The organism is Flavobacterium sp. GNP001 (genome assembly GCF_054343775.1).
The window spans coordinates 117,969-138,942 of the sequence record NZ_JBTGUX010000001.1 but is presented as its reverse complement, the minus strand read 5'-3'; the positions used below and the strand labels follow the sequence as shown (position 1 = coordinate 138,942).

14 protein-coding genes and 2 tRNA genes are annotated in these 20,974 nt (G+C 36.5%); 3 read left to right on the top strand and 13 right to left on the bottom strand.

The features are described 5' to 3' along the window. The 3 genes from ACXX8U_RS00480 to ruvC all read right to left on the bottom strand — a co-directional run bounded on the left by ACXX8U_RS00480 (window position 1) and on the right by ruvC (window position 2,577). Window positions 1–756 (bottom strand): cyclase family protein, encoded by a 756-nt coding sequence (locus ACXX8U_RS00480; RefSeq protein ID WP_458564142.1) that lies wholly within the window; start codon window positions 754–756, stop codon window positions 1–3. A gap of 82 nt (window positions 757–838) precedes the next feature. Then, the gene (hemW, locus tag ACXX8U_RS00475) at window positions 839–1,972 is read right to left on the bottom strand and encodes a radical SAM family heme chaperone HemW (RefSeq protein WP_458564141.1); all 1,134 of its coding nucleotides are present in this window, start codon (window positions 1,970–1,972) and stop codon (window positions 839–841) included. Window positions 1,973–2,022: 50 nt separating this feature from the next. Further along, on the bottom strand, window positions 2,023–2,577 hold the full coding sequence (gene ruvC, locus ACXX8U_RS00470) for a crossover junction endodeoxyribonuclease RuvC (protein ID WP_458564140.1): 555 nt from the start codon (window positions 2,575–2,577) through the stop codon (window positions 2,023–2,025). A 164-nt stretch (window positions 2,578–2,741) separates the two neighbouring features. Here ruvC and ACXX8U_RS00465 point away from each other — a divergent pair, with 164 nt between their 5' ends. Further along, complete coding sequence (locus tag ACXX8U_RS00465; RefSeq protein ID WP_458564139.1) at window positions 2,742–3,710, top strand: hypothetical protein; 969 nt, start codon at window positions 2,742–2,744, stop codon at window positions 3,708–3,710. Window positions 3,711–3,716: 6 nt separating this feature from the next. Beyond that, the gene (locus tag ACXX8U_RS00460) at window positions 3,717–4,823 is read left to right on the top strand and encodes a glycosyltransferase family 2 protein (RefSeq protein ID WP_458564138.1); all 1,107 of its coding nucleotides are present in this window, start codon (window positions 3,717–3,719) and stop codon (window positions 4,821–4,823) included. Between the two features lie 139 nt (window positions 4,824–4,962). On the opposite strand, the gene ACXX8U_RS00455 is transcribed toward ACXX8U_RS00460, so the two are convergent. Continuing rightward, on the bottom strand, window positions 4,963–5,439 hold the full coding sequence (locus tag ACXX8U_RS00455) for a hypothetical protein (protein WP_458564137.1): 477 nt from the start codon (window positions 5,437–5,439) through the stop codon (window positions 4,963–4,965). A 42-nt stretch (window positions 5,440–5,481) separates the two neighbouring features. Beyond that, window positions 5,482–5,871 (bottom strand): hypothetical protein, encoded by a 390-nt coding sequence (locus ACXX8U_RS00450; RefSeq protein WP_458564136.1) that lies wholly within the window; start codon window positions 5,869–5,871, stop codon window positions 5,482–5,484. A 51-nt stretch (window positions 5,872–5,922) separates the two neighbouring features. Here ACXX8U_RS00450 and ACXX8U_RS00445 point away from each other — a divergent pair, with 51 nt between their 5' ends. Beyond that, window positions 5,923–6,423, top strand: coding sequence for a DUF456 domain-containing protein (locus ACXX8U_RS00445; protein WP_458564135.1), 501 nt, complete (start codon window positions 5,923–5,925; stop codon window positions 6,421–6,423). A gap of 64 nt (window positions 6,424–6,487) precedes the next feature. Here the strand turns inward: ACXX8U_RS00445 and ACXX8U_RS00440 are convergent. The 8 genes from ACXX8U_RS00440 to ACXX8U_RS00405 all read right to left on the bottom strand — a co-directional run bounded on the left by ACXX8U_RS00440 (window position 6,488) and on the right by ACXX8U_RS00405 (window position 20,853). Continuing rightward, a tRNA-Asp gene (locus ACXX8U_RS00440) sits at window positions 6,488–6,564 on the bottom strand. Window positions 6,565–6,798: 234 nt separating this feature from the next. After that, window positions 6,799–6,872: transfer RNA gene (locus ACXX8U_RS00435), tRNA-Asp, on the bottom strand. 86 nt (window positions 6,873–6,958) lie between these two features. Continuing rightward, complete coding sequence (locus tag ACXX8U_RS00430; protein WP_306259849.1) at window positions 6,959–7,897, bottom strand: DUF58 domain-containing protein; 939 nt, start codon at window positions 7,895–7,897, stop codon at window positions 6,959–6,961. Window positions 7,898–8,064: 167 nt separating this feature from the next. Then, the gene (gene trxA, locus ACXX8U_RS00425) at window positions 8,065–8,382 is read right to left on the bottom strand and encodes a thioredoxin (RefSeq protein WP_091203124.1); all 318 of its coding nucleotides are present in this window, start codon (window positions 8,380–8,382) and stop codon (window positions 8,065–8,067) included. Window positions 8,383–8,750: 368 nt separating this feature from the next. Further along, complete coding sequence (locus tag ACXX8U_RS00420) at window positions 8,751–9,662, bottom strand: outer membrane beta-barrel protein (protein WP_458564134.1); 912 nt, start codon at window positions 9,660–9,662, stop codon at window positions 8,751–8,753. A gap of 207 nt (window positions 9,663–9,869) precedes the next feature. Then, on the bottom strand, window positions 9,870–14,414 hold the full coding sequence (dnaE, locus tag ACXX8U_RS00415) for a DNA polymerase III subunit alpha (RefSeq protein WP_458564133.1): 4,545 nt from the start codon (window positions 14,412–14,414) through the stop codon (window positions 9,870–9,872). Between the two features lie 147 nt (window positions 14,415–14,561). Further along, entirely contained in the window at window positions 14,562–15,395 is an 834-nt protein-coding gene (locus ACXX8U_RS00410; RefSeq protein WP_458564132.1) for a hypothetical protein, read from the bottom strand. A gap of 73 nt (window positions 15,396–15,468) precedes the next feature. Further along, window positions 15,469–20,853, bottom strand: coding sequence for an MBG domain-containing protein (locus ACXX8U_RS00405; RefSeq protein WP_458564131.1), 5,385 nt, complete (start codon window positions 20,851–20,853; stop codon window positions 15,469–15,471). Between the last annotated feature and the right edge of the window lie 121 nt (window positions 20,854–20,974).

Genomic DNA, 20,974 nt, shown 5'->3' with positions numbered 1-20,974 from the left:
CTATTGAATTTGGTATAAAACAGGTTTACTCGGACTGGCATCATTCTCAAAAGAAGCAATTTGTAAATTCAGCAAATAACTACCATCTTTAACTTCATCAGCCATATAAATCATCTCGGTAATAGTACAATTCAATCGCGCATCAAAATTAAGATTATGGACATCAGTTACATTCCAAAAGGCTTTGTGAGCAAGCAATTTGCCCTCATCTTTTTCTTTATCAACACTTGGCAAATCAATCAATAAATGTTGAATTCCGCGCTCGCAAATGAAACTCGCAGCATCTTCAGCAAGATAAGGCGGATTAGTATTCGAATACTTCAAATGTTTTTTGGTTTCTAAATTGGGTATTGTTCGAATTACAATTGCCTCAGGAGTTTTCCCCATCAAAGCTTTTTCAATTTGATTTTTGGTAATCACCAAATCACCACCAATTGTTTCTGGTTGCACCGAAATCAGCTCAGCCATAAAGAAAAACTGTTTCAAACATTGATTAATGCTGTAAAAGTGACGCGTGATATGCCCCAAACATTCCGTATGTGTACCGTGTCCGTGCGGATTGAAAAAAATATTATTAAAGTTCGTCGATGATTTCCCCTCCGAAACTTTTCCGATCCAATCGCCAAAAATTACTGGTTCAATGACAGGTTTTTCAATGTACCACGCAATAGGATTTTCATCGGTATTCGTCAGCGGAATCGAAATATCAATGGGTTTTGATAAGTCGATTTCAAAGTTGTTGATTTTTGCTTTCATAGTTTTTTAAACACTAAGTTCACAAAGAAGGCGCTAAGCACACAAAAGATTAGTGAACTTTGCGAACCTTGCGGTTTAATAGTTATTCCAAATTTAAGTAAAATAAGTCTGACGCTATGCCATCCGCTAAAAACTTTCCTTTAACTGTTGGTTTCAAAATGTTATTTTCGATAAAAACCAAATCATCATCGAGGAATTTTTGGGTTTGTTTTTTCAAATAACTTAAATATTCGATTCCAAATTCATTTTCAATTCTGGTTAATGAAACGCCCCAAATAGTTCGCAAACCCGTCATAATATATTCATTAAAACGATCGGCTACAGATAAAATTTCAACTTCATTCGCCAATTTATCCTGTTGAATCCCTTTCAAATACAAGGCATTATTGGCTATGTTCCAACTACGAGAAACACCATCATAACTGTGTGCCGAAGGACCAATTCCGATGTATTTTTTACCCAACCAATACGCCGAATTATTTTTAGAAAAATAGTCCGGCTTCCCAAAGTTTGACAATTCATAGTGTACGAAACCATTGGCCTCGAGCTTGTCAACCAAAATCATAAAATGCGCTTCGGCAACTTCATCTTTTGGAGAAGCAATGGCGCCGGTTTGTATTAGTTTTTTCAAAGCTGTTTTTGGCTCGACCGTCAAAGCATAACTGGAAATATGAGGAATACCAAAACTCAAGGCTGTATCGATATTTTGCTCCCATTTTTCATTGCTCATGGCAGGAATTCCGTATATCAAATCCAATGAAATGTTATCAAAATACTGAGTGGCTATTTGCAAACATTTTTTGGCTTCCGCCGAATTATGAGCTCGATTCATAAGAAGTAAATCCTCTTCAAAAAAAGACTGAATCCCAATACTCAAGCGGTTAATTTTACTTTTTGATAATTCAACAATTCGTTCTTCAGACAAATCGTCTGGATTGGCCTCCAACGTTATCTCGGGATTTTCAACTACTTTAAAATTAGCGCATACCTCGTTTATTAAGAAGTTAATTTCATCCGAAGTTAGCACACTTGGCGTTCCTCCCCCAAAATAAATCGTTTCCACACTATCATTTTGAAACTCCGTTTTGCGCATTTGAATTTCTTTGGCTAAAGCCAAAACCATTGCGTCTTTCTTTTTCATGGAAGTCGAAAAATGAAAATCGCAATAATGACACGCTTGCTTGCAAAAAGGGATATGTATGTAAATTCCGCTCATTTATATAGTATTCAGTCACAGTCGCAGTTTACAGTTGCTGCGACTGAAAACTATTTCTTAACTCTTTCTTCATTTTGTTTCACAAAAGCGTCCCAACCGGTATAACTTTTTTCGCCAACGGTTTTCCCAGAATTAAAAAAATGGCACACTGCGGCCGCCAAACCGTCTGTAGAATCGAGATTTTTAGGCAATTCTTTCAATCCTAAAAGTTGCTGTAACATTTTAGCAACCTGCTCTTTTGAAGCATTTCCGTTTCCAGTAATCGCCATTTTTATTTTCTTGGGTTCGTATTCGGTAATCGGGATATCTCTAGAAAGTCCCGCAGCCATCGCCACACCTTGCGCACGACCCAACTTCAACATCGATTGTACATTTTTACCAAAAAAAGGAGCTTCAATTGCAATTTCGTCAGGATGGTGCGTATCGATTAACTCAATCGTTCGTTCAAAAATGATTTTCAGTTTTTGATAATGATTGTCGTATTTTGACAATTGCAATTCGTTTAATTGCAAAAAATGCATTTTTTTATTGACAATTTTGATCAACCCAAAACCCATAATCGTGGTTCCAGGGTCAATTCCTAATATGATGCGTTCGTTTGACAATTCTTTTTAATTTATACATTTTTGTTATTACACGAAGATGCGCTAAGGAACTACAGAGGTTCACTAAGCCTGCCATGCTTCTACTATTTTTGTAAATCTTCGCGAATTCTTGGTGAATCTCTGTGAAATAGCTTTTTCACAATAGTTTTCCTTTACTTTGCAAAATGATTTCAATACCACACAAAACTAAGCAATTCCTTGTACTTCTTATCAAACTATTCATTGTTGGTGGTGCGTTTTATTTTATTTACAATCAACTGGCAAATAATGATAAACTAGACTGGCAAAAGTTCCTTGTTTTGTTTAAAAAAAACCAATCTGTTGGTGGAATTGCATTTATTTTATTGTTGAGTGTTTTAAATCGATTTTTCGAGATATTGAAATGGCAAAACTTAGTACGATGTATCCATCCCATTTCCCTCAGCGATGCTGCAAAGCAAGTTCTTGGCGCACTAACCGCAGGACTTTTTACACCAAACGGCGTAGGCGAATATGCTGGAAAAGCGTTGTTTTTTCCTAAAACGGAAGCAAAAAAAGTAGTTTTTTTAAACTTGATTTGCAACGGAATCCAGATGCTATTGACCGTGCTTTTCGGGATTGCAGGTTTTTTGTATTTTAACAGGCAATACCACATTCTCAATAATCAAACAATGTTGCTAGTTTTAGGCGTTTTACTATTGCTCGGAATCGTTTTGTTCTTAGCAAAAAGAATAACAATCAAAGGTTACTCTCTTGATAAATTACTCCAAAAAATCAATGAGATTCCAAAAGACATTCATCAAAAAAATATTTTCCTGGGTTTGTGTCGTTACCTCGTTTTCTCGCACCAATATTACTTTTTGTTTCTAGCCTTTGATGTCGATTTGCCTTACGGAATTCTGATGACTGCTGTCACAAGTGTGTACTTTTTAGCTTCCTCATTGCCTACTTTTCAGTTTTTAGACTTTGCCGTAAAAGGCAGTGTGGCGGTTTATTTCTTTGGGATTTTGGGTGTAAATGAATGGATTGTTATCTTTATTTCAACATTGATGTGGTTTCTTAATGTCGTGATTCCTGTTGTGATTGGAAGTTATTTTGTGTTGAATTTTAAAGTTATTGCTCCCGTACCAACAAACGAAAACCATCTAAACTAAATCCAGATGATCACAGCACTATTACTCTATTTGATTCTGCTGATTTATGCACTAGCCATCATGGTACTGATTTATGGTTTTACCAAAATTAAAACTACCGAGAACTTTTCAACATCAGGCAATACTTCATTTACAATTGTTGTCCCATTTAGAAATGAAGCGCATAATCTCCAGATATTGTTGGATAGTTTTGCAAAATTAGAATATCCAGCACATTTATTTGAAGTCCTTTTAATTGATGATAACTCAACGGATGGATTTCAATTACCCGATTTGCCTTTTAAAGCAACAATACTTCAGAATCATAGAGCTTCGAATTCCCCTAAAAAAGATGCAATAACTGCTGCCATGAAAAGGGTATCTACAAATTGGGTAATCACCACTGATGCTGATTGTACTATACCAAAAAAATGGCTTTCAAGTTTAGATCAATACATACAAAATCATAATGTGGCCATGATTGCGGGAGCTGTCACTTATACCGGTAACTATTCGTTTTTATATCATTTTCAACAGTTAGATTTAACAAGTTTACAAGGCGCTACAATAGGAAGTTTTGGTATTGGAAAAGGTTTTATGTGCAACGGTGCTAACTTGGCCTACACCAAAGCTATTTTTGAGGAACTTAATGGCTTTGAAGGCAATAATTCAATTGCTAGTGGCGATGATGTTTTTTTACTTCAAAAAGCCATCGCACGTTATCCAGAGAAAGTACACTACCTCAAGTCATCAAACAATATTGTTCAAACTCAAGCTGTGAATAGCTGGAAAGCTTTGTTTTACCAAAGAGTACGATGGGCTAGTAAAACGAGTTCGTACCAAAGTAGTTTTGGGAAAGCACTTGCCGTAATTGTTTTTCTAGGAAATTTAAATTGGATTTTCGTTTTGTTTCTAGCTGTTTTCAGCAACTTTTCAATAGCACATTTATTGATTCTATGTACAGCAAAATTTATTGTTGATACCGTTTTGATTTACCAAACTAACAATTTTTTGACCAAAACTAAAATGCGTTACTTACTAGCTAGTAGTTTCCTTTATCCTTTTTTTAGCACGGTTGTGGCTCTCTATTCTATGATTGGGACATACGAATGGAAAGGCCGAAATTTTAAATAGCACCATTTTCCTAGCCTAGATTGAAGTGGCATCTCCCGATTTTAAAAAACAAAGCTCTTTCGTCCGTAGTTTTTTCGATCGGAAATATAGCGTAAAGTTAGACATCGAAGATTCAGCGGAACTAAATAGCTCCTTAAAACTACTCTACTTTTAAAATCACAGGAAGAATAAACTGGGTTTTTACAGGGATTCCGCGTTTAATAGCTGGATTTATCTTGGGGAAATTCACCAAGCGTGCTTTTAAAATACTATCGATTTTAATTTTGTCATACGCCACGGAGTCTTTCGGAAACTGTGGTTCAAATAGCATCGTGCTATTAGGAAAAACGGTAACCTTTACCTCGATGGTATCGAGTTCAGGATAAAGAATTGAAAGCGTATCAACGCTTAATTTTTCTTGAATAAGTTGCGTTAAAACTTCAAAAAAACATTGTTGGCGTTGTTTTTTGTCATTGATTTGCTCACAATCAATAACCGACGGATATTCATCAACTTCTTTCCAGTTGATTGCTTTGAGTTCTTTTTGCAATAATTCCTTTTCCGAAGGGACCTGCTTATCAACATATTGACAAGAATTAAGGAAGAGAAAGGCAAAAAAGAGAAAATACTGCTTCAAGGTTTTGTTTTTGAATTACACGAATACGCCATAAAAATACAATTATTTTTTTGGAGAGGCTTTTGAAAGCAAATAATCTTCGTAGTTTTCGTTAAACCATTTTTGTTTGTTCTGAGCGGCAACTTCTTTTTGATCCGGGTATAAAGTAGCCAAACGTTCAGAGAAAACCGCAATTTGCATGGTGTAATTGTAGAACTCTTCTTTGGTTAAAATGAGTTTTGGGTCTGATTTTTTATCAGAGAATTCAAAGAAAAGCGCATCAAATTGTTTCAACGAAAAATTTAATACTTTTACTCTGTTCTTACTATAAATAGATTCTTTGAGCAACTGATCTGAAGCGGATACTGTATTATTTTGAGCATGAGCACCTAAACCGCACAGTAAAAAAAGAAATAAAATAGAAAAAGACGCAAGTGTTTGAATTTGTTTCATAACCAGAGGAAGTTGCTTTTATTGAAAATCAAATTTACTAAAAAATTTATTATGGATGTATTGCTTTTACTTTTGGGATTACTAAGCATTCTTTTGGGCATTGCTGGAAGTTTTTTGCCTGTGTTACCAGGTCCAATACTAAGTTGGTTAGGCCTTTTACTGCTGTATCTCACCGGTGCTGTTCCCATGAACTACTGGATTTTGAGCATTGCTTTACTATTCACTATTATACTCTCTGTTTTAGCGTATGTGATTCCTGCTCAAGGTACCAAAAAATTTGGCGGTAGCCCTTACGGTATTTGGGGCACCAATATTGGATTGATTGTTGGCTTACTAGCACCAATTCCGTTCGGATTTATCATCGGCCCATTTATCGGTGCGCTGGTGGGCGAATTACTTTACGATTCCAAAAACCAACAAAGAGCCGTAAAAGCTGCAGTGGGATCATTGGTGGGTTTCTTGGCCTCTAGTTTCATTCAATTTGTTTTTGGCTGTATGTGCTTGGGCATGTACCTGTGGTTGGTTTGGGAAAACAGCGTGGCACTTTTTTAAAATTAGATAAAACACAAAATGCTGTAAAACAAAAAAAGTCTTTCTTTCGAAAGACTTTTTGTACTGGCGGTCTGGACGGGACTCGAACCCGCGACCCCATGCGTGACAGGCATGTATTCTAACCAACTGAACTACCAAACCAGTATTGTAAGCTGTAACTTCTTGTTCTACAAATAGAACTGTACGCCGAAGTTTTATATCAAGAGTACCCTCATTTTAATCAAAAAAGCTATTCGCCGAGGCGAAAAGCTTTTCATTGGTCTAACTACTAAACCCGCTACGAGTTACAAATTCGTAGCAAACAACACAACTAACGTTAAAAACCGTAATGGGGCAAAAAAGCCTTTCTGTTACGAAAGGCTTTCCCCAATATTGCGGTCTGGACGGGACTCGAACCCGCGACCCCATGCGTGACAGGCATGTATTCTAACCAACTGAACTACCAAACCTCTGCGTTATTGCGGTGGCAAAGATACAACAGATTTCCGTTTACACAAGCGTTTTTGGTAAAAAAAATCAAAAAAAATACACGCTTTTAGCCAAAGTTTTGTTTTTCAACTAAATAAGTAGTCATTATTTTTTCAAAATTTTCATCTACTCGTACCGGAACATACTTAATTCTGTTCTGCGAGCAGGTCAATGCTATCTTTTTAAAGTACAATTGCATTTGTTTTTCGTACTCTTCTTTCACATTATCTGCAAAAAGCACTACTTCTTCACCTGTTTCTACATCAATAAATTGTCGTGGTCCGTTATCAAAATCAAAATTCAACTCCGTTTTAGCATCTACCACATGAAAAACTACCACTTTATGCTTGTTGTGTTTTAAATGTTGCAACGCATTAAACAAAGCCTCCTCATCTACTGAATTTGGTCCTGACTGAAACATATCAGTAAACAAAACAATCATCGAGCGGCGGTGCATCTTTTCGGCTATTTGATGCAAGTAGGTCACTGTATCGGTTTTCTTTTGAGTCATTGGCTTCGTCAACAAACCTTCGAGTGTACTCAAAATCATTCTGTGGTGGCGATCGCTTCCTTTTTCAGGTGCATAATACTCATAAGTATCTGAGAAAACACTTAAACCCACAGCATCACGCTGTTTTTTGAGCAAATTCATCAATACAGCCGATGCCAAGACTGAAAAACCAATCTTATTCTCGTAAAAATTTTGATCGCTACGCAAATTAGGATAATGCATTGACGACGAATTATCAATAACAATATGACACCGCAAGTTAGTCTCCTCTTCATACCTTTTGGTGTACAAACGATCGGTTTTGGCGTACAACTTCCAATCGATATGTTTGGTACTCTCGCCAGCATTATACACTTTATGCTCAGCAAATTCAGCCGAAAAGCCATGAAACGGACTTTTGTGCATTCCGGATATAAAACCTTCTACGACTTGATTCGCTAACAATTCCAAATGCTGAAAACGAGCTATTTGTTCTATTTGTGATTCCATCTTCATCTACCAAATATATTAAAAGATTGAAAGATTAAAAAATTAAAAAAGTACCGAAGCATAACTTAATCAAATGACTAAAATCAATTCAGCTTAAACAAAAAAAAGGCTTGACTTGCGTCAAACCTTTTCAATGAACCGTAATTGGTTCTATTTTAAATATAATCTATTGATTACAACAAAGCATCTAAACTATCAGCGTAAGTTTGCTTAGGAGCTACTCCTACTTGTTTCCCTACTACTTCTCCTTTATGAAAAACAAGAACAGTTGGAATGTTTCTTACTCCGTATTTTGCAGCAAATTCTTGATTTGCATCAACATCCACTTTTCCTACTACTACTTTTCCTTCATATTCATTACTAAGCTCATCAATGATTGGACCTACCATTCTACAAGGTCCGCACCATGCTGCCCAAAAATCAACCATTACTGGTTTGTCTGACTTCAAAACTACCTCTTCAAAAGTAGCATCTGTTATTGCTAATGCCATAATATATATTTTAAGTTATCATTTGAAATTTTATCATTCAAACTAGATTACAAATTTAGAAATTAAAAACAAATCAACCACTATTCGCAAATTAGTTTTCCCTATTAATCCATTATCAACGCCTATATGCCAAAAGTATTTCTTTTTAGCTTGATTTTTTGAAGCTATTTAGCTCCGCTGAATCTTCGATGTACAGCTGAACGCCGTATTCCCGGTTAATAAAAACTACGGCAAAAAAGCCTTGTTTTTCTAATTCGGGAGATGCCGCTGCCATCAGGGCTAGGTGTGTCGGTTTCAGTAGCACTTCTACTGCATAAAAAAAGGGATGCCAAACAATGACATCCCTTAATATTTTAATTATGCTTAAACTACAAACTGTATTTCAAACCTAAAGTCAAACCTAAACCGCTAATCCCTACATAAGAGCTCAACTCATCCATTGGCTTGCTTGAGTCTAAACCATTAGGGTTTGTTGCCGCATTGTTTGAATTTACATCCAAACGATCTACATAATTGGTATTAATTTGAGCGTTCGTTCTTGTAGACAAAGCGTTTTGACCATTTCTCTCATACACAATAGTTTCTTTTGATTTACCATGTACTGTAAAGTTACGGTATTCTAACTCCGCAAAAACAGCAAGTTTATTTCCCAAAGCGTAAGTAGTTCCTAAACTAGCCATAAAACCAACTGTAGGATTTGGCTTGATACGATCAACGCTTTTTACTGCCACGGTAGCCGGACTTGCAACGCCTGTTGGAGCAATTGCATTGGTCGTAATCTCTAAATCTCCGTGAATAGGAAGTAACAATCCCACTTTTGAATAGGGTTCAAAACCTTTCGATTCTCCTAGAAATAACACCAAAGCTGGCGCCAAATCAAATGCAGAAATTTGTCCCACCGATTTAAAATTGAATATCGGTCTACCTCCAGACATAAAAATTTGATCGGTAGTAGTTTGAGCCATCGTTTTATCGGTACTTGAATAATAATTCAAACCAAGTTCAAAACCAACACGAGCATTAAAACGACGCCCTAATGTAACACCTGATCTAAAACCCTCACCAAAAGAACCGGTGATACTTTCTTCTGCTACTAACTTACCTCCTACGTAGGTTTTATTTAAGGCTGCATTACCACCCACAGTTGGAAATTCTGTTGCCGCAGTTTGCATAAAATACGAACCGCCTGCTTTTACATACCAACTTCCATTTTGTTTTGATTGCCCGATAATTAGCATCGAACTCAACATAAAACCAACTAAAAATAACTTCTTTTTCATAACATCTCTTATTTACGTAAAAGCAAAAATACGCCATAAAAGATAAAAATAATACATAAAAATACCTCAAAACGACATTCAAATTACATAATATCTAACAATCAAGGCATTAGCACATAACTAAAAATGAGATTTTTTTCAATAATTTTGAATTGTACAAACCAATAAATTACTAAGAACAAGAATGCCAATTTGAACAACGATTGACTAATTCAGTTTGAAATTTATCTGCATTTTTTCTAATTCAACTAACAACTCATGAGAAATCTTGATTTTTAATTTCCTACTTGGCATGCTCAGTTTAGTCACCACCTTAACCTCTTCAATCTCTTCCATTTTTGCAGCAGCAGTTGAGGCTAATCCATCTGGACTAGAGTCGTCACTATCTTCTTGTTCGTCAACAAACAACTCATCATCCGCCTCGATAGTAATTGGCGCTACAGCAACCAAACGTTTGGTTTTTTCTATTTCCATTACCTCAAAGCTTACGGTATTATCTCCTTTATTTTCTAGAAAAAGTCGACTCAAATTATGAATCACTTCTGTTTGTATGTCTTTAATATTCAGGTACAAGATTAGTTTTTTAGCAAATGTGGCCAGAACATCTTGCAGTTGTTTTACCTCAACAAATTGCATTCGAGGCTCACTCTTTTTACCTGTATCTTGATTCACCCAACCTTCTTTAATTAAGATTTTCAAAAACACAAATTGGTTGTTGTATAAGAAATGATAAAACTTGAGATACTCCTCGCCAAAAATTTTAAATTCGAAACTTTCATCGAAACCTTCTAAAGTAAAAATAGCCCAGTCTTTACCGTTTTTAGCTGTACGCCTCTGAAAATTAGTTACAATTCCGGCAAAAGTTAAATTTTTACCCACATATTGTTCCATATTGCGCAATGCCTCTAACTTGGCGTTGCAGAAATATTTCATCTCATACCTAAAATCGTCTAGCGGATGTCCTGAAATATAAATTCCAACTACTTCCTTTTCGCGAGATAGTTTTTCCATCGTACTCCAATCCTCGCAAGGCGGCACCACAGGTTCAGCAATTTGCACTTCGCTGGTATCGCCAAACAAACTCACTTGCGAGCTGTTTTCATTCTCTTGAAACTTGGCTCCGTAACGAATGGCTTTTTCGTAAAATGTGATTCCGTCGCCATCATCGTGAAAATATTGCGCACGGCTTGTTCCTTCAAAAGAATCAAATCCGCCAGCTAAAGCTAAATTTTCGAGCGCTTTTTTATTAGCAGCGCGCAAATCAATACGTTTGGTCAAATCAAAAATCGACTTGTATTTACCATCTTTTCTGTTTTCGACAATGGTAGCCACAGCTCCAGAACCCACACCTTTAATAGCTCCCATTCCAAAACGTACAGCATAGTCATCGTTAACCGTGAATTTATAGAAAGATTCGTTAACATCCGGACCTAGTACACGCAATCCCATACGCTTACATTCTTCCATAAAAAACGACACTTGTTTGATATCGCTCATGTTGTTTGAAAGTACCGCCGCCATATATTCGGCAGGGTAATGCGCTTTTAAATAAGCGGTTTGGTAGGCAATCCAGGCGTAACAAGTAGAGTGCGACTTGTTAAAGGCATAACTCGCAAACGCCTCCCAGTCTTTCCAGATTTTCTCTAATATTTTAGCATCATGTCCTTTCGCAGCAGCTTGCTCAACAAATTTCGGTTTCATTTTATCCAAAACGTCCTTTTGTTTCTTACCCATAGCTTTACGCAGTACGTCGGCCTCACCTTTTGTAAAATCAGCTAATGACTGTGACAAAAGCATCACCTGCTCTTGGTAAACGGTAATTCCATAGGTTTCTCCAAGGTACTCCTCGCAAGCATCCAAATCGTATTTAATTTCTTCCTCACCGTTTTTACGACGAACGAAAGAAGGAATATACTCTAACGGTCCTGGACGGTACAAGGCGTTCATGGCAATCAAATCCCCAAATACAGTTGGCTTCAAATCCTTCATGTATTTTTGCATTCCAGGCGATTCGTATTGAAAAATCCCCACTGTTTCTCCGCGCTGGAACAACTCGTAGGTCTTGACATCATCAATAGGAAACTCATCTGGATTAAGATCGATGTTATTGCGGTATTTCACCAGCTTTACCGTATCTTTTATAAGTGTAAGGGTCTTCAAACCCAAGAAGTCCATCTTCAACAAACCTGCACTTTCTGCAACCGAGTTATCAAACTGGGTTACGTACAAATCAGAGTCTTTTGCGGTTGTTACCGGCACAAAATTGGTAATGTCTGACGGGGTAATAATCACACCACAAGCATGAATACCGGTATTTCGCATCGAACCCTCGAGAATCTTAGCTTGCTGAATTGTCTCACCCGCTAATTCATTTGAATTGGCAATCGCGATTAACTCTTTTACATTATCAAATTCATCAGAGCGTAAGGCTTTTTTAACATCCTCTTCCTTCTCTGAAATAAATCGAGCCAAATTCCATTTTGAAGGCATCATACCCGGAATCAACTTGGCTATTCTATCCGCTTCAAACAGTGGTAAATCAAGCACACGTGCCGTATCACGAATGGCCGATTTGGTTGCCATTTTACCATAAGTGATGATTTGAGCTACCTGATTGGAACCGTATTTTTTAATTACATAATCCATAACTCGACCACGACCTTCGTCATCAAAGTCGATATCAATATCGGGCATGGATACACGGTCAGGATTCAAGAAACGCTCAAAAAGCAAATCGTACTTAATGGGGTCAATATTGGTAATTTTCAAACAATAAGCTACCGCTGACCCTGCTGCCGATCCACGACCTGGACCAACCGAAACATCCATATCGCGTGCTTTGGCAATAAAATCCTGCACAATCAAAAAGTAACCTGGATAACCTGAATTGGATATGGTGAGCAACTCAAAATCCAATCGCTCTTGAATGGCAGGCGTAATTTCGCTATAACGTTTTTTCGCACCCTCCATTGTGAGATAACGCAAATAGGCATTTTCGCCTCGTACGCCATTATCTTGTTCATCTAATGGATCAACAAATTCTTGCGGAATATCATACTTAGGCAATAATACGTCTCGATAGAGTGAGTAAATTTCGACCTTATCAACAATTTCTTGGATGTTGATAATAGCATCTGGCAAATCAGCAAAAAGTTGCTTCATCTCATCGCCAGACTTATAATAGTACTCTTGATTTGGCAAACCATAGCGGTAACCACGACCACGACCAATTGGTGTAGCCTGCTTTTCACCATCCTTTACACACAACAAAATATCGTGTGCATTGGCATCTTGCTTGTTTAAATAATAGGTATTGTTGGTAGCAATGAGTTTTACTTGGTGTTTTTGCGCAAATTCTATCAAGCTTTTATTGACCCTGTTTTCATCCTCTTGATTGTGGCGCATAATCTCAAGATAGAAATCGTCACCAAACTGCGCTTTCCACCATAACAAGGCTTCTTCGGCTTGATTTTCACCAACATTTAAAATTTTACTCGGAATTTCACCATATAAATTTCCAGATAAAACCATGATATCTTCCTTGTACTGCTCCACAATACTGCGGTCAATACGAGGTACATAATAAAATCCGTTGATGTTGGCTATAGACGCCATCTTAGCTAAATTATGATACCCTTTTTTATTTTTGGCCAATAGCACTACTTGATAGCCATTGTCTTTTTTTGTTTTATCTAAATGGTTATCGCAAATATTAAATTCGCAACCCACGATAGGCTTCATTTCGGTTTCGGTTGGTTCCTCACCGCTCTCCACCAACGTTTTATTTTTGGCGGAAGCCGATTTATTATGATTCATTACAGCGCTCACAAAATGAAACGCTCCCATCATGTTTGCTGTATCAGTCATGGCAACTGCTGGAAAACCATTTTTGGCGGTTGCAGCAACCAACGGACCAATCCCAATAGTAGATTGCAGTACCGAAAACTGTGTATGATTGTGTAAATGCGCAAATTTAGCCTCAGCAAGTACTTTTTTGTTTTCTAAAAGTTCACCTTTGGATATTCCCGCTCCTTGCTTATAGCCAAATTGTTGACGAATTACGTCCGAAGCTTGCTTTAGATTAATGTGCTTGAGTCCAATGAGCTGAATTTCTTTTGGATTTTTAGCCTGAAAATCTTTAAAATATGACGCCGGAACATCTAATTCTTCTTTGGTGAAAATTTCCTTTCTAACTAGCTCAAGAAAGCAACGCGTAGTTGCCTCCACATCGGCAGTTGCGTTGTGCGCTTCAGAAAAAGGCACGTTGAATAAATAACTGTGCAACTCCGTCAAAGTTGGCAATTTGAATTTACCACCACGTCCTCCGGGCAATTTGAGTAAACTTGCGGTCACCTCAGTACAGGTATCTAAAACGGGTAGACTTGCCATAGTAGACTCCACACCTAATCGATGAAACTCTGCCCCCATAATATTGACATCAAAACCTAAATTTTGACCTACAATGAACTTGGTTTTACCCAAGGCTGTATTGAATTTTTCGAGTACCTCAGTCAGCGGGATTCCGTTTTGCTGCGCCAATTCAGTCGATATTCCGTGAATACGCTCAGCATCATACGGAATATTAAAACCATCGGGCTGTACCAAATAATCTTGATGCTCGATCAATTTTCCCATATCATCATGCAACTGCCACGCAATTTGAATGCAACGAGGCCAGTTGTCCGAATCAGTAATAGGCGCATCCCAGCGTTTCGGCAATCCTGTAGTTTCGGTATCGAATATTAAGTACATATCTGGAGTTGAAGTGTTTGTGATTTAAGAAAATCTCAAAAAATGAATTTCAAATTTAGGCTTTTTTTAATCTAAAGAAAAGGGAAGTTATGAACAAAAAAAGGCCTTGATTTCTCAAGACCTTGGCAATTATGGAAACCAAACTACTTATTTAAAATTCCACCCTAATGTTAACCCAAATGCTACAGGCTTGATTGTTGCCTCTTTATCTGTGCTATACAAACCATTTGCTTTTCTATTGGAAACCGATTTTTGATTATATCCAATGTAAGACTCATTTTGTTTTTGATTTAATATGGTACCGTAACCACTATCTAAAAACATAGCAGCATACAAGGCGTTCTTGTCTCCCATTTGAAAAGTAAAGCCCAGTTCAAAACTACTCATCAATATACCTTTTGTTTGGTATTCTCCTGATTGAGAATAAGGTGATTCTGTTCCAAAACCATATTCTGGCAAATCATTAATAGTTAAATTAACATCTGGATAATAACCAACTCCAGTAACAGTATTTGCAGAAGCTTTGATCTTATAATTGATAGGTAAAAAATACTTAACTCCAGCTCTAAAGTTGAAATCAACACCAACATTAATATTTCTTTTATACTGCACAAATAACGGAATTTGAATAGCTTGCAATGTTTGCTGCTCCTGATAATTAGTACTTGTTACGTTATAAATAAATGCAGATGTAGTCTCATCAACTTCAAAATTTGATTGTATTGCATCGCCCTGAGTCAGAAATACTTTTTGTTTGTATTGTGCAAATTCGACACCAGATCCAATACCAATATGTTTTGTTATGTTATAAATGTATCCTGCTTTAACAGCGCCTCCTATTTCATGACTCGCTCTAACCCCTTTGACATCGCTTTGAATATTAGCGATTCCTGACTGTACACCAACGTAAAACTGGGCACTTGCTACAGTAGAGAAAAGTAAGGCAACAATTCCTAGTATCTGTTTATTATTAAATTTCATATGTATGTTATTTTCATTTGAATAATTCATCCTCTCTTTATTTAAAAAAGAGGATTTTATATTCTTAAATTATTTAATTTCTTACCAAAAGATTTTTTGTGAACGTCTTACCATTAGACAAAACTAGTTTCACAATATAAATACCATCTACACTTGGTGCAACCATCTCAATTGTGCTTTCATTAACCACTTTTTCTGTTATTAATGACCCAAGTATGTTGAATACCGTAACGCGAGCATTTTGCATTTTAGCAGCCTCTATATTTGTAATTAATTGGTAGTTTGAATTACTGCGTACTGGATTAGGAGCAATATTCAAGGTTTCTATTACTCCATTAGATGTTAAAACTAACGGACAAGTTCTTATTAGTGTTCCATTTCTTTTAGTTGCAACTGCATAGTAAGAACCATTTAAAGCGCCTGTTTCTTTGAAGTATTGCGCTGTTTGACCTGCAACTATTACGCCGTTTTTATACCATGTATAAGCCACAAATTCATTTGAACTATTGTCAAAAAAGATGACATCCTCAAATTGTTTTCTAATCAAATTTGGCTGGCTATTTACTGTTGGTAGTGCAATACTTGATGCTGCATTGTAATTACTATTCCCTTGTTGATTAGCAGTTATAGTTGCAAAACCATAATTACCAAAGTTTAGCACACCATTTGAAAAAGTGGCAACATTATTATTAGATGAAGTATAGCTTATTGGCAGACCACTAGTAGATGTTGCTGTCAGAACAATTGAAGCTGAGCCACCACAATCTGAAACTAAGGTTTGATTCCAAGTAATTACTTGATCCGCTTTAGTGATAGAATAGTTTGCAGGCACAAAAGTAACCGAATAATTAGCTCCAGCACTTAATGTTCCTTGTGCAATCGCATAAGTACCCACATTCTCTCCTGTAACTCTTGTCAAAGTTCCTGTAAAACCATCTGTTCCTACCAGACTTGGCGAAACTGAATACGTTAAACTACTATCTATTGTTCCATACACTTTTGTTTTAGCATCGGCTGTTACTGTGATTGGTTTTGCAGTAATAGCAAAATCTTTAGCTACATAAGTAATTGTATAATTCGAACCTGCACTTAAATTATTTTGTCCAATTGCATAAGTACCAACATTCTCACCTGAGACTCTTTTTAAAGTTCCTGTGAAAACATCTGTTCCCACTAAACTTGGCGAAACCGAATAGGTCAAGATAGGATCTAATGTTCCATACACTTTTGTTTTAGCATCAGCTATTACTGTGATTGCTTTTGCAGTAATAGCAAAATCTTTAGCTACATAAGTAATTGTATAATTCGAACCTGCACTTAAGTCATTTTGTCCAATCACATAAGTACCCACATTCTCACCTGAAACTCTTGCCAAAGTTCCTGTAAAACCATCTGCTCCTACCAGACTTGGCGAAACTGAATACGTTAAACTAGAATCTACTGTTCCATACACTTTTGTTTTAGCATCAGCTGTTACTGTGATTGGTTTTGCGGTAATAGCAAAATCTTTAGCTACATAAGTAATTGTATAATTCGAACCTGCGCTCAAATCTCCTTGTGTTATTGCATAAGTACCCACATTCTCACCTGAAACTCTTTTTAAAGTTCCTGTGAAAACATCTGTTCCCACTACACTTGGCGAAACTGAATACGTTAAACTAGGATCTGTTGTTCCATACATTTTAGTTTGGGATGCATCAGCTGTTACTGTGATTGCTTTTGCAGTAATAGCAAAATCTTCAGCTACATAAGTAATTGTATAATTAGAACCCGCACTTAAATTATTTTGTCCAATTGCATAAGTACCCACATTCTCACCTGAAACTCTTGTCAAAGTTCCTGTGAAAGCATCTGTTCCTACCAGACTTGGCGAAACTGAATACGTTAAACTAGGATCTGCTGTTCCATACACTTTTGTTTTAGCATCAGCTGTTACTGTGATTGGTTTTGCGGTAATAGCAAAATCTTCAGCTTCATAAGTAATTGCATAATTAGATCCTGCACTTAATGTTCCTTGTGCAATCGCATAAGTACCCACATTCTCTCCTGTAACTCTTGTCAAAGTTCCTGTAAAACCATCTGTTCCTACCAGACTTGGCGAAACTGAATACGTTAAACTACTATCTACTGTTCCATACACTTTTGTTTTAGCATCAGCTGTTACTGTGATTGGTTTAGCGGTAATAGAAAAATCTGTAGCTACATAAGCAATTGTATAATTCGAACCTGCGCTCAAATCTCCTTGTGTTATTGCATAAGTATTCACATTCTCACCTTCAACTCTTGCCAAAGTTCCTGTGAAAGCATCTGTTCCTACCAGACTTGGCGAAACTGAATACGTTAAACTAGGATCTGCTGTTCCATACACTTTTGTTTTAGCATCTGCTGTTACTGTGATTGGTTTTGCGGTAATAGCAAAATCTTCAGCTTCATAAGTAATTGCATAATTAGAACCTGCACTTAAATTATTTTGTTCAATTGCATAAGTACCCACATTCTCACCTTCAACTCTTGTCAAAGTTCCTGTGAAAGCATCTGTTCCCACTAAACTTGGCGAAACTGAATACGTTAAACTAGGATCTACTGCTCCATACACTTTTGTTTTAGCATCAGCTGTTACTGTGATTGGTTTTGCGGTAATAGCAAAATCTTCAGCTTCATAAGTAATTGCATAATTAGATCCAGCACTTAATGTTCCTTGTTCAATCGCATAAGTACCCACATTATCACCTGAAACTCTTGTCAAAGTTCCTGTGAAAGCATCTGTTCCTACTAGACTTGGTGAAACTGAATACGTTAAACTAGGATCTACTACTCCATACACTTTTGTTTTAGCATCAGCTGTTACTGTGATTGGTTTTGCGGTAATTGTAAGCGTGATATCTTTTGTTGCTGAACTATAATCTCCAGCAGCATCTTGAGTAGCTCTTATTATTACAGTACCAACCGTCTTTAATTCTACCGTTTCATTAGTTGTTCCAGATAAAATCACTTTTCCAGTTCCTTCAACAACAGAATAACTAATTGTACCCGTAGCATTTGAAGTAGCACCTAAATCAAAATTAGCATCCCCATAGGTTTTATTGATATTTTCAAAAGTAAGCAATGGAGCATAACTTAAATCATTTACAGTAATGGTAAACTCTTTCTCAAAACTTAAATCGTCTTGATCGGTGGTTCTTACACGAACCGTATAAGACGATTTTGTTTCAAAATCTGGACTTGCATTGTTTACTAAATAGATTCCTGATATACTGAATGATGCATTATCTGTATCGCCTGTTCCTGAAACTAGAGTGTAAATAAATTTATCAGAAATATCAGCATCTGTAGTCGTTAAAGTTGCCACAATCGATTCAGCAGGAATATTCTCATTAATAACTGAATTAGAAAGCGCAATGTCCGTCGGCGCTTCGTTTCTATCATTTACAGTAATGGTAAACTCTTTCTCAAAACTTAAATCGCCTTGATCGGTGGTTCTTACACGAACCGTATAAGACGATTTTGTTTCAAAATCTGGACTTGCATTGTTTACTAAATAGATTCCTGATATACTGAATGATGCATTATCTGTATCGCCTGTTCCTGAAACTAGAGTGTAAATAAATCTATCAGAAATATCAGCATCTGTAGTCGTTAAAGTTGCCACAATCGATTCAGGAGGAATATTCTCGTTAATAACTGAATTAGAAAGCGCAATGTCCGTTGGCACTTCGTTTCTATCATTAACAGTAATGGTAAACTCTTTCTCAAAACTTAAATCGTCTTGATCAGTAGTTCTTACACGAATTAAGTAAGACGACTTGGTTTCAAAATCTGGACTAGCATTGATTGTCAAATTATTTCCTGAGATATTAAAAGAAGCATTGTCGGTATCGCCTGTTCCTGAAACTAAAGTATATGTGAATGTATTTGCTGTATCTGCATCTATAGAACTAAAAGTTCCAACGGTTGAATTGGCAGCTACGTTTTCATTAATAGCTGATACAGAAAGTGACATATCTGTTGGAGCATTGTTTAAATTTCCATTTATTGGGTTAAACTCTGTCCAAACTTCTGCTGCCTCATAAGCTGCTGCACTACCAGTAGGTACATTTAAAGCGCACGCTGGCAGATTTACTTCTTGAAAAACTTGAAAATCTATAGCTATAGGGTTTAGTACATAACAATTTACTGTTTTTAAATTAATACAAAAAAGAAAAGCACCTCCTTCAATAGCAGTCACCGAATTACCAATAGTTACAGATGTTAAACCTGTACAAAAGCCAAAAGCCTCAGATCTAATTGATGTCACCGAATTAGGAATAGTTACAGATGGTAAACCTTCACAATCAGAAAAAGCACCCGATCCAATAGATGCCACCGAATTACCAATAGTTACAGATGTTAAACTTTTACAACGCCTAAAAGCATAATTTCCAATAGATGTCACCGAATTAGGAATAGTTATAGATGCTAAACTAGTACAATCTTGAAAAGCAAATTCTCCAATAGATGTCACCGAATTTGGAATAGTTACAGATGTTAAACTAGTACAACCTTGAAAAACACTACTGCTAATAGATGTCACCGAATTAGGAATAGATACAGATGTTAAACTAGTACAACCTTGAAAAACACTACTACCAATAGATGTCACCGAATTAGGAATAGTTGCAGATGTTAAACTAGTACAAGCTTGAAAAGCACTACTACCAATAGATGTCACCGAATTAGGAATAGTTACAGATGTTAAACTTCTACAACCTTGAAAAGCACTACTACCAATAAATGTCACCGAATTAGGAATAGTTACAGATGTTAAACTAGTACAACGTTCAAAAGCACGACTACCAATAGATATCACCGAATTAGGAATAGTTACAGATGTTAAACTAGTACAAGCAAGAAAAGCACTACTTCCAATAGATGTCACCGAATTAGGAATAGTTACAGATGTTAAACTAGTACAAAATAGAAAAACACCACTACCAATAGATGTCACCGAATTAGGAATAGTTACAGATGTTAAACTAGTACAATTAGTAAAAGCAAATTCTCCAATAGATGTCACCGAATTAGGAATAGTTACAGATGTTAATTTCCAACAGTCAACAAAAGCGCCAAATCCAATACTTGTAACCGAATCTGGTATAGTTACAGATGTTAAAGAAATACACTCCTTAAAAGCTTCTAAACCAATAGATGTTACCGAATTGGGTATAGTTACAGATGTTAAAGAAATACACCTACGAAAAGCACCATCTCCAATAGCAGTTACGGAATACGTAATACCATTATTTGTAACAGTAGCAGGAATAGTAGCTATTCCAGTAAAATTGCCATGACTTCCCACTTGAACTGTTAGAGGAGCAGTTGCACTGGTTACATTATACCTTATACCGCCAGCGGTAAAAGTCTGTCCAAAGGACCATGCACTCCAAAAAAGTGCCATAAAAAAGAGTAATTGTTTTTTCATAAATATTTTATTTAAGTTCATTGTGCATGCAAAAACCATATAACGTACAAAGTTATTAACTCCAAAAACATTAGAGTAGCCCATTCGGACAAATCGATAGCCCATTCGGACATTTTTTATA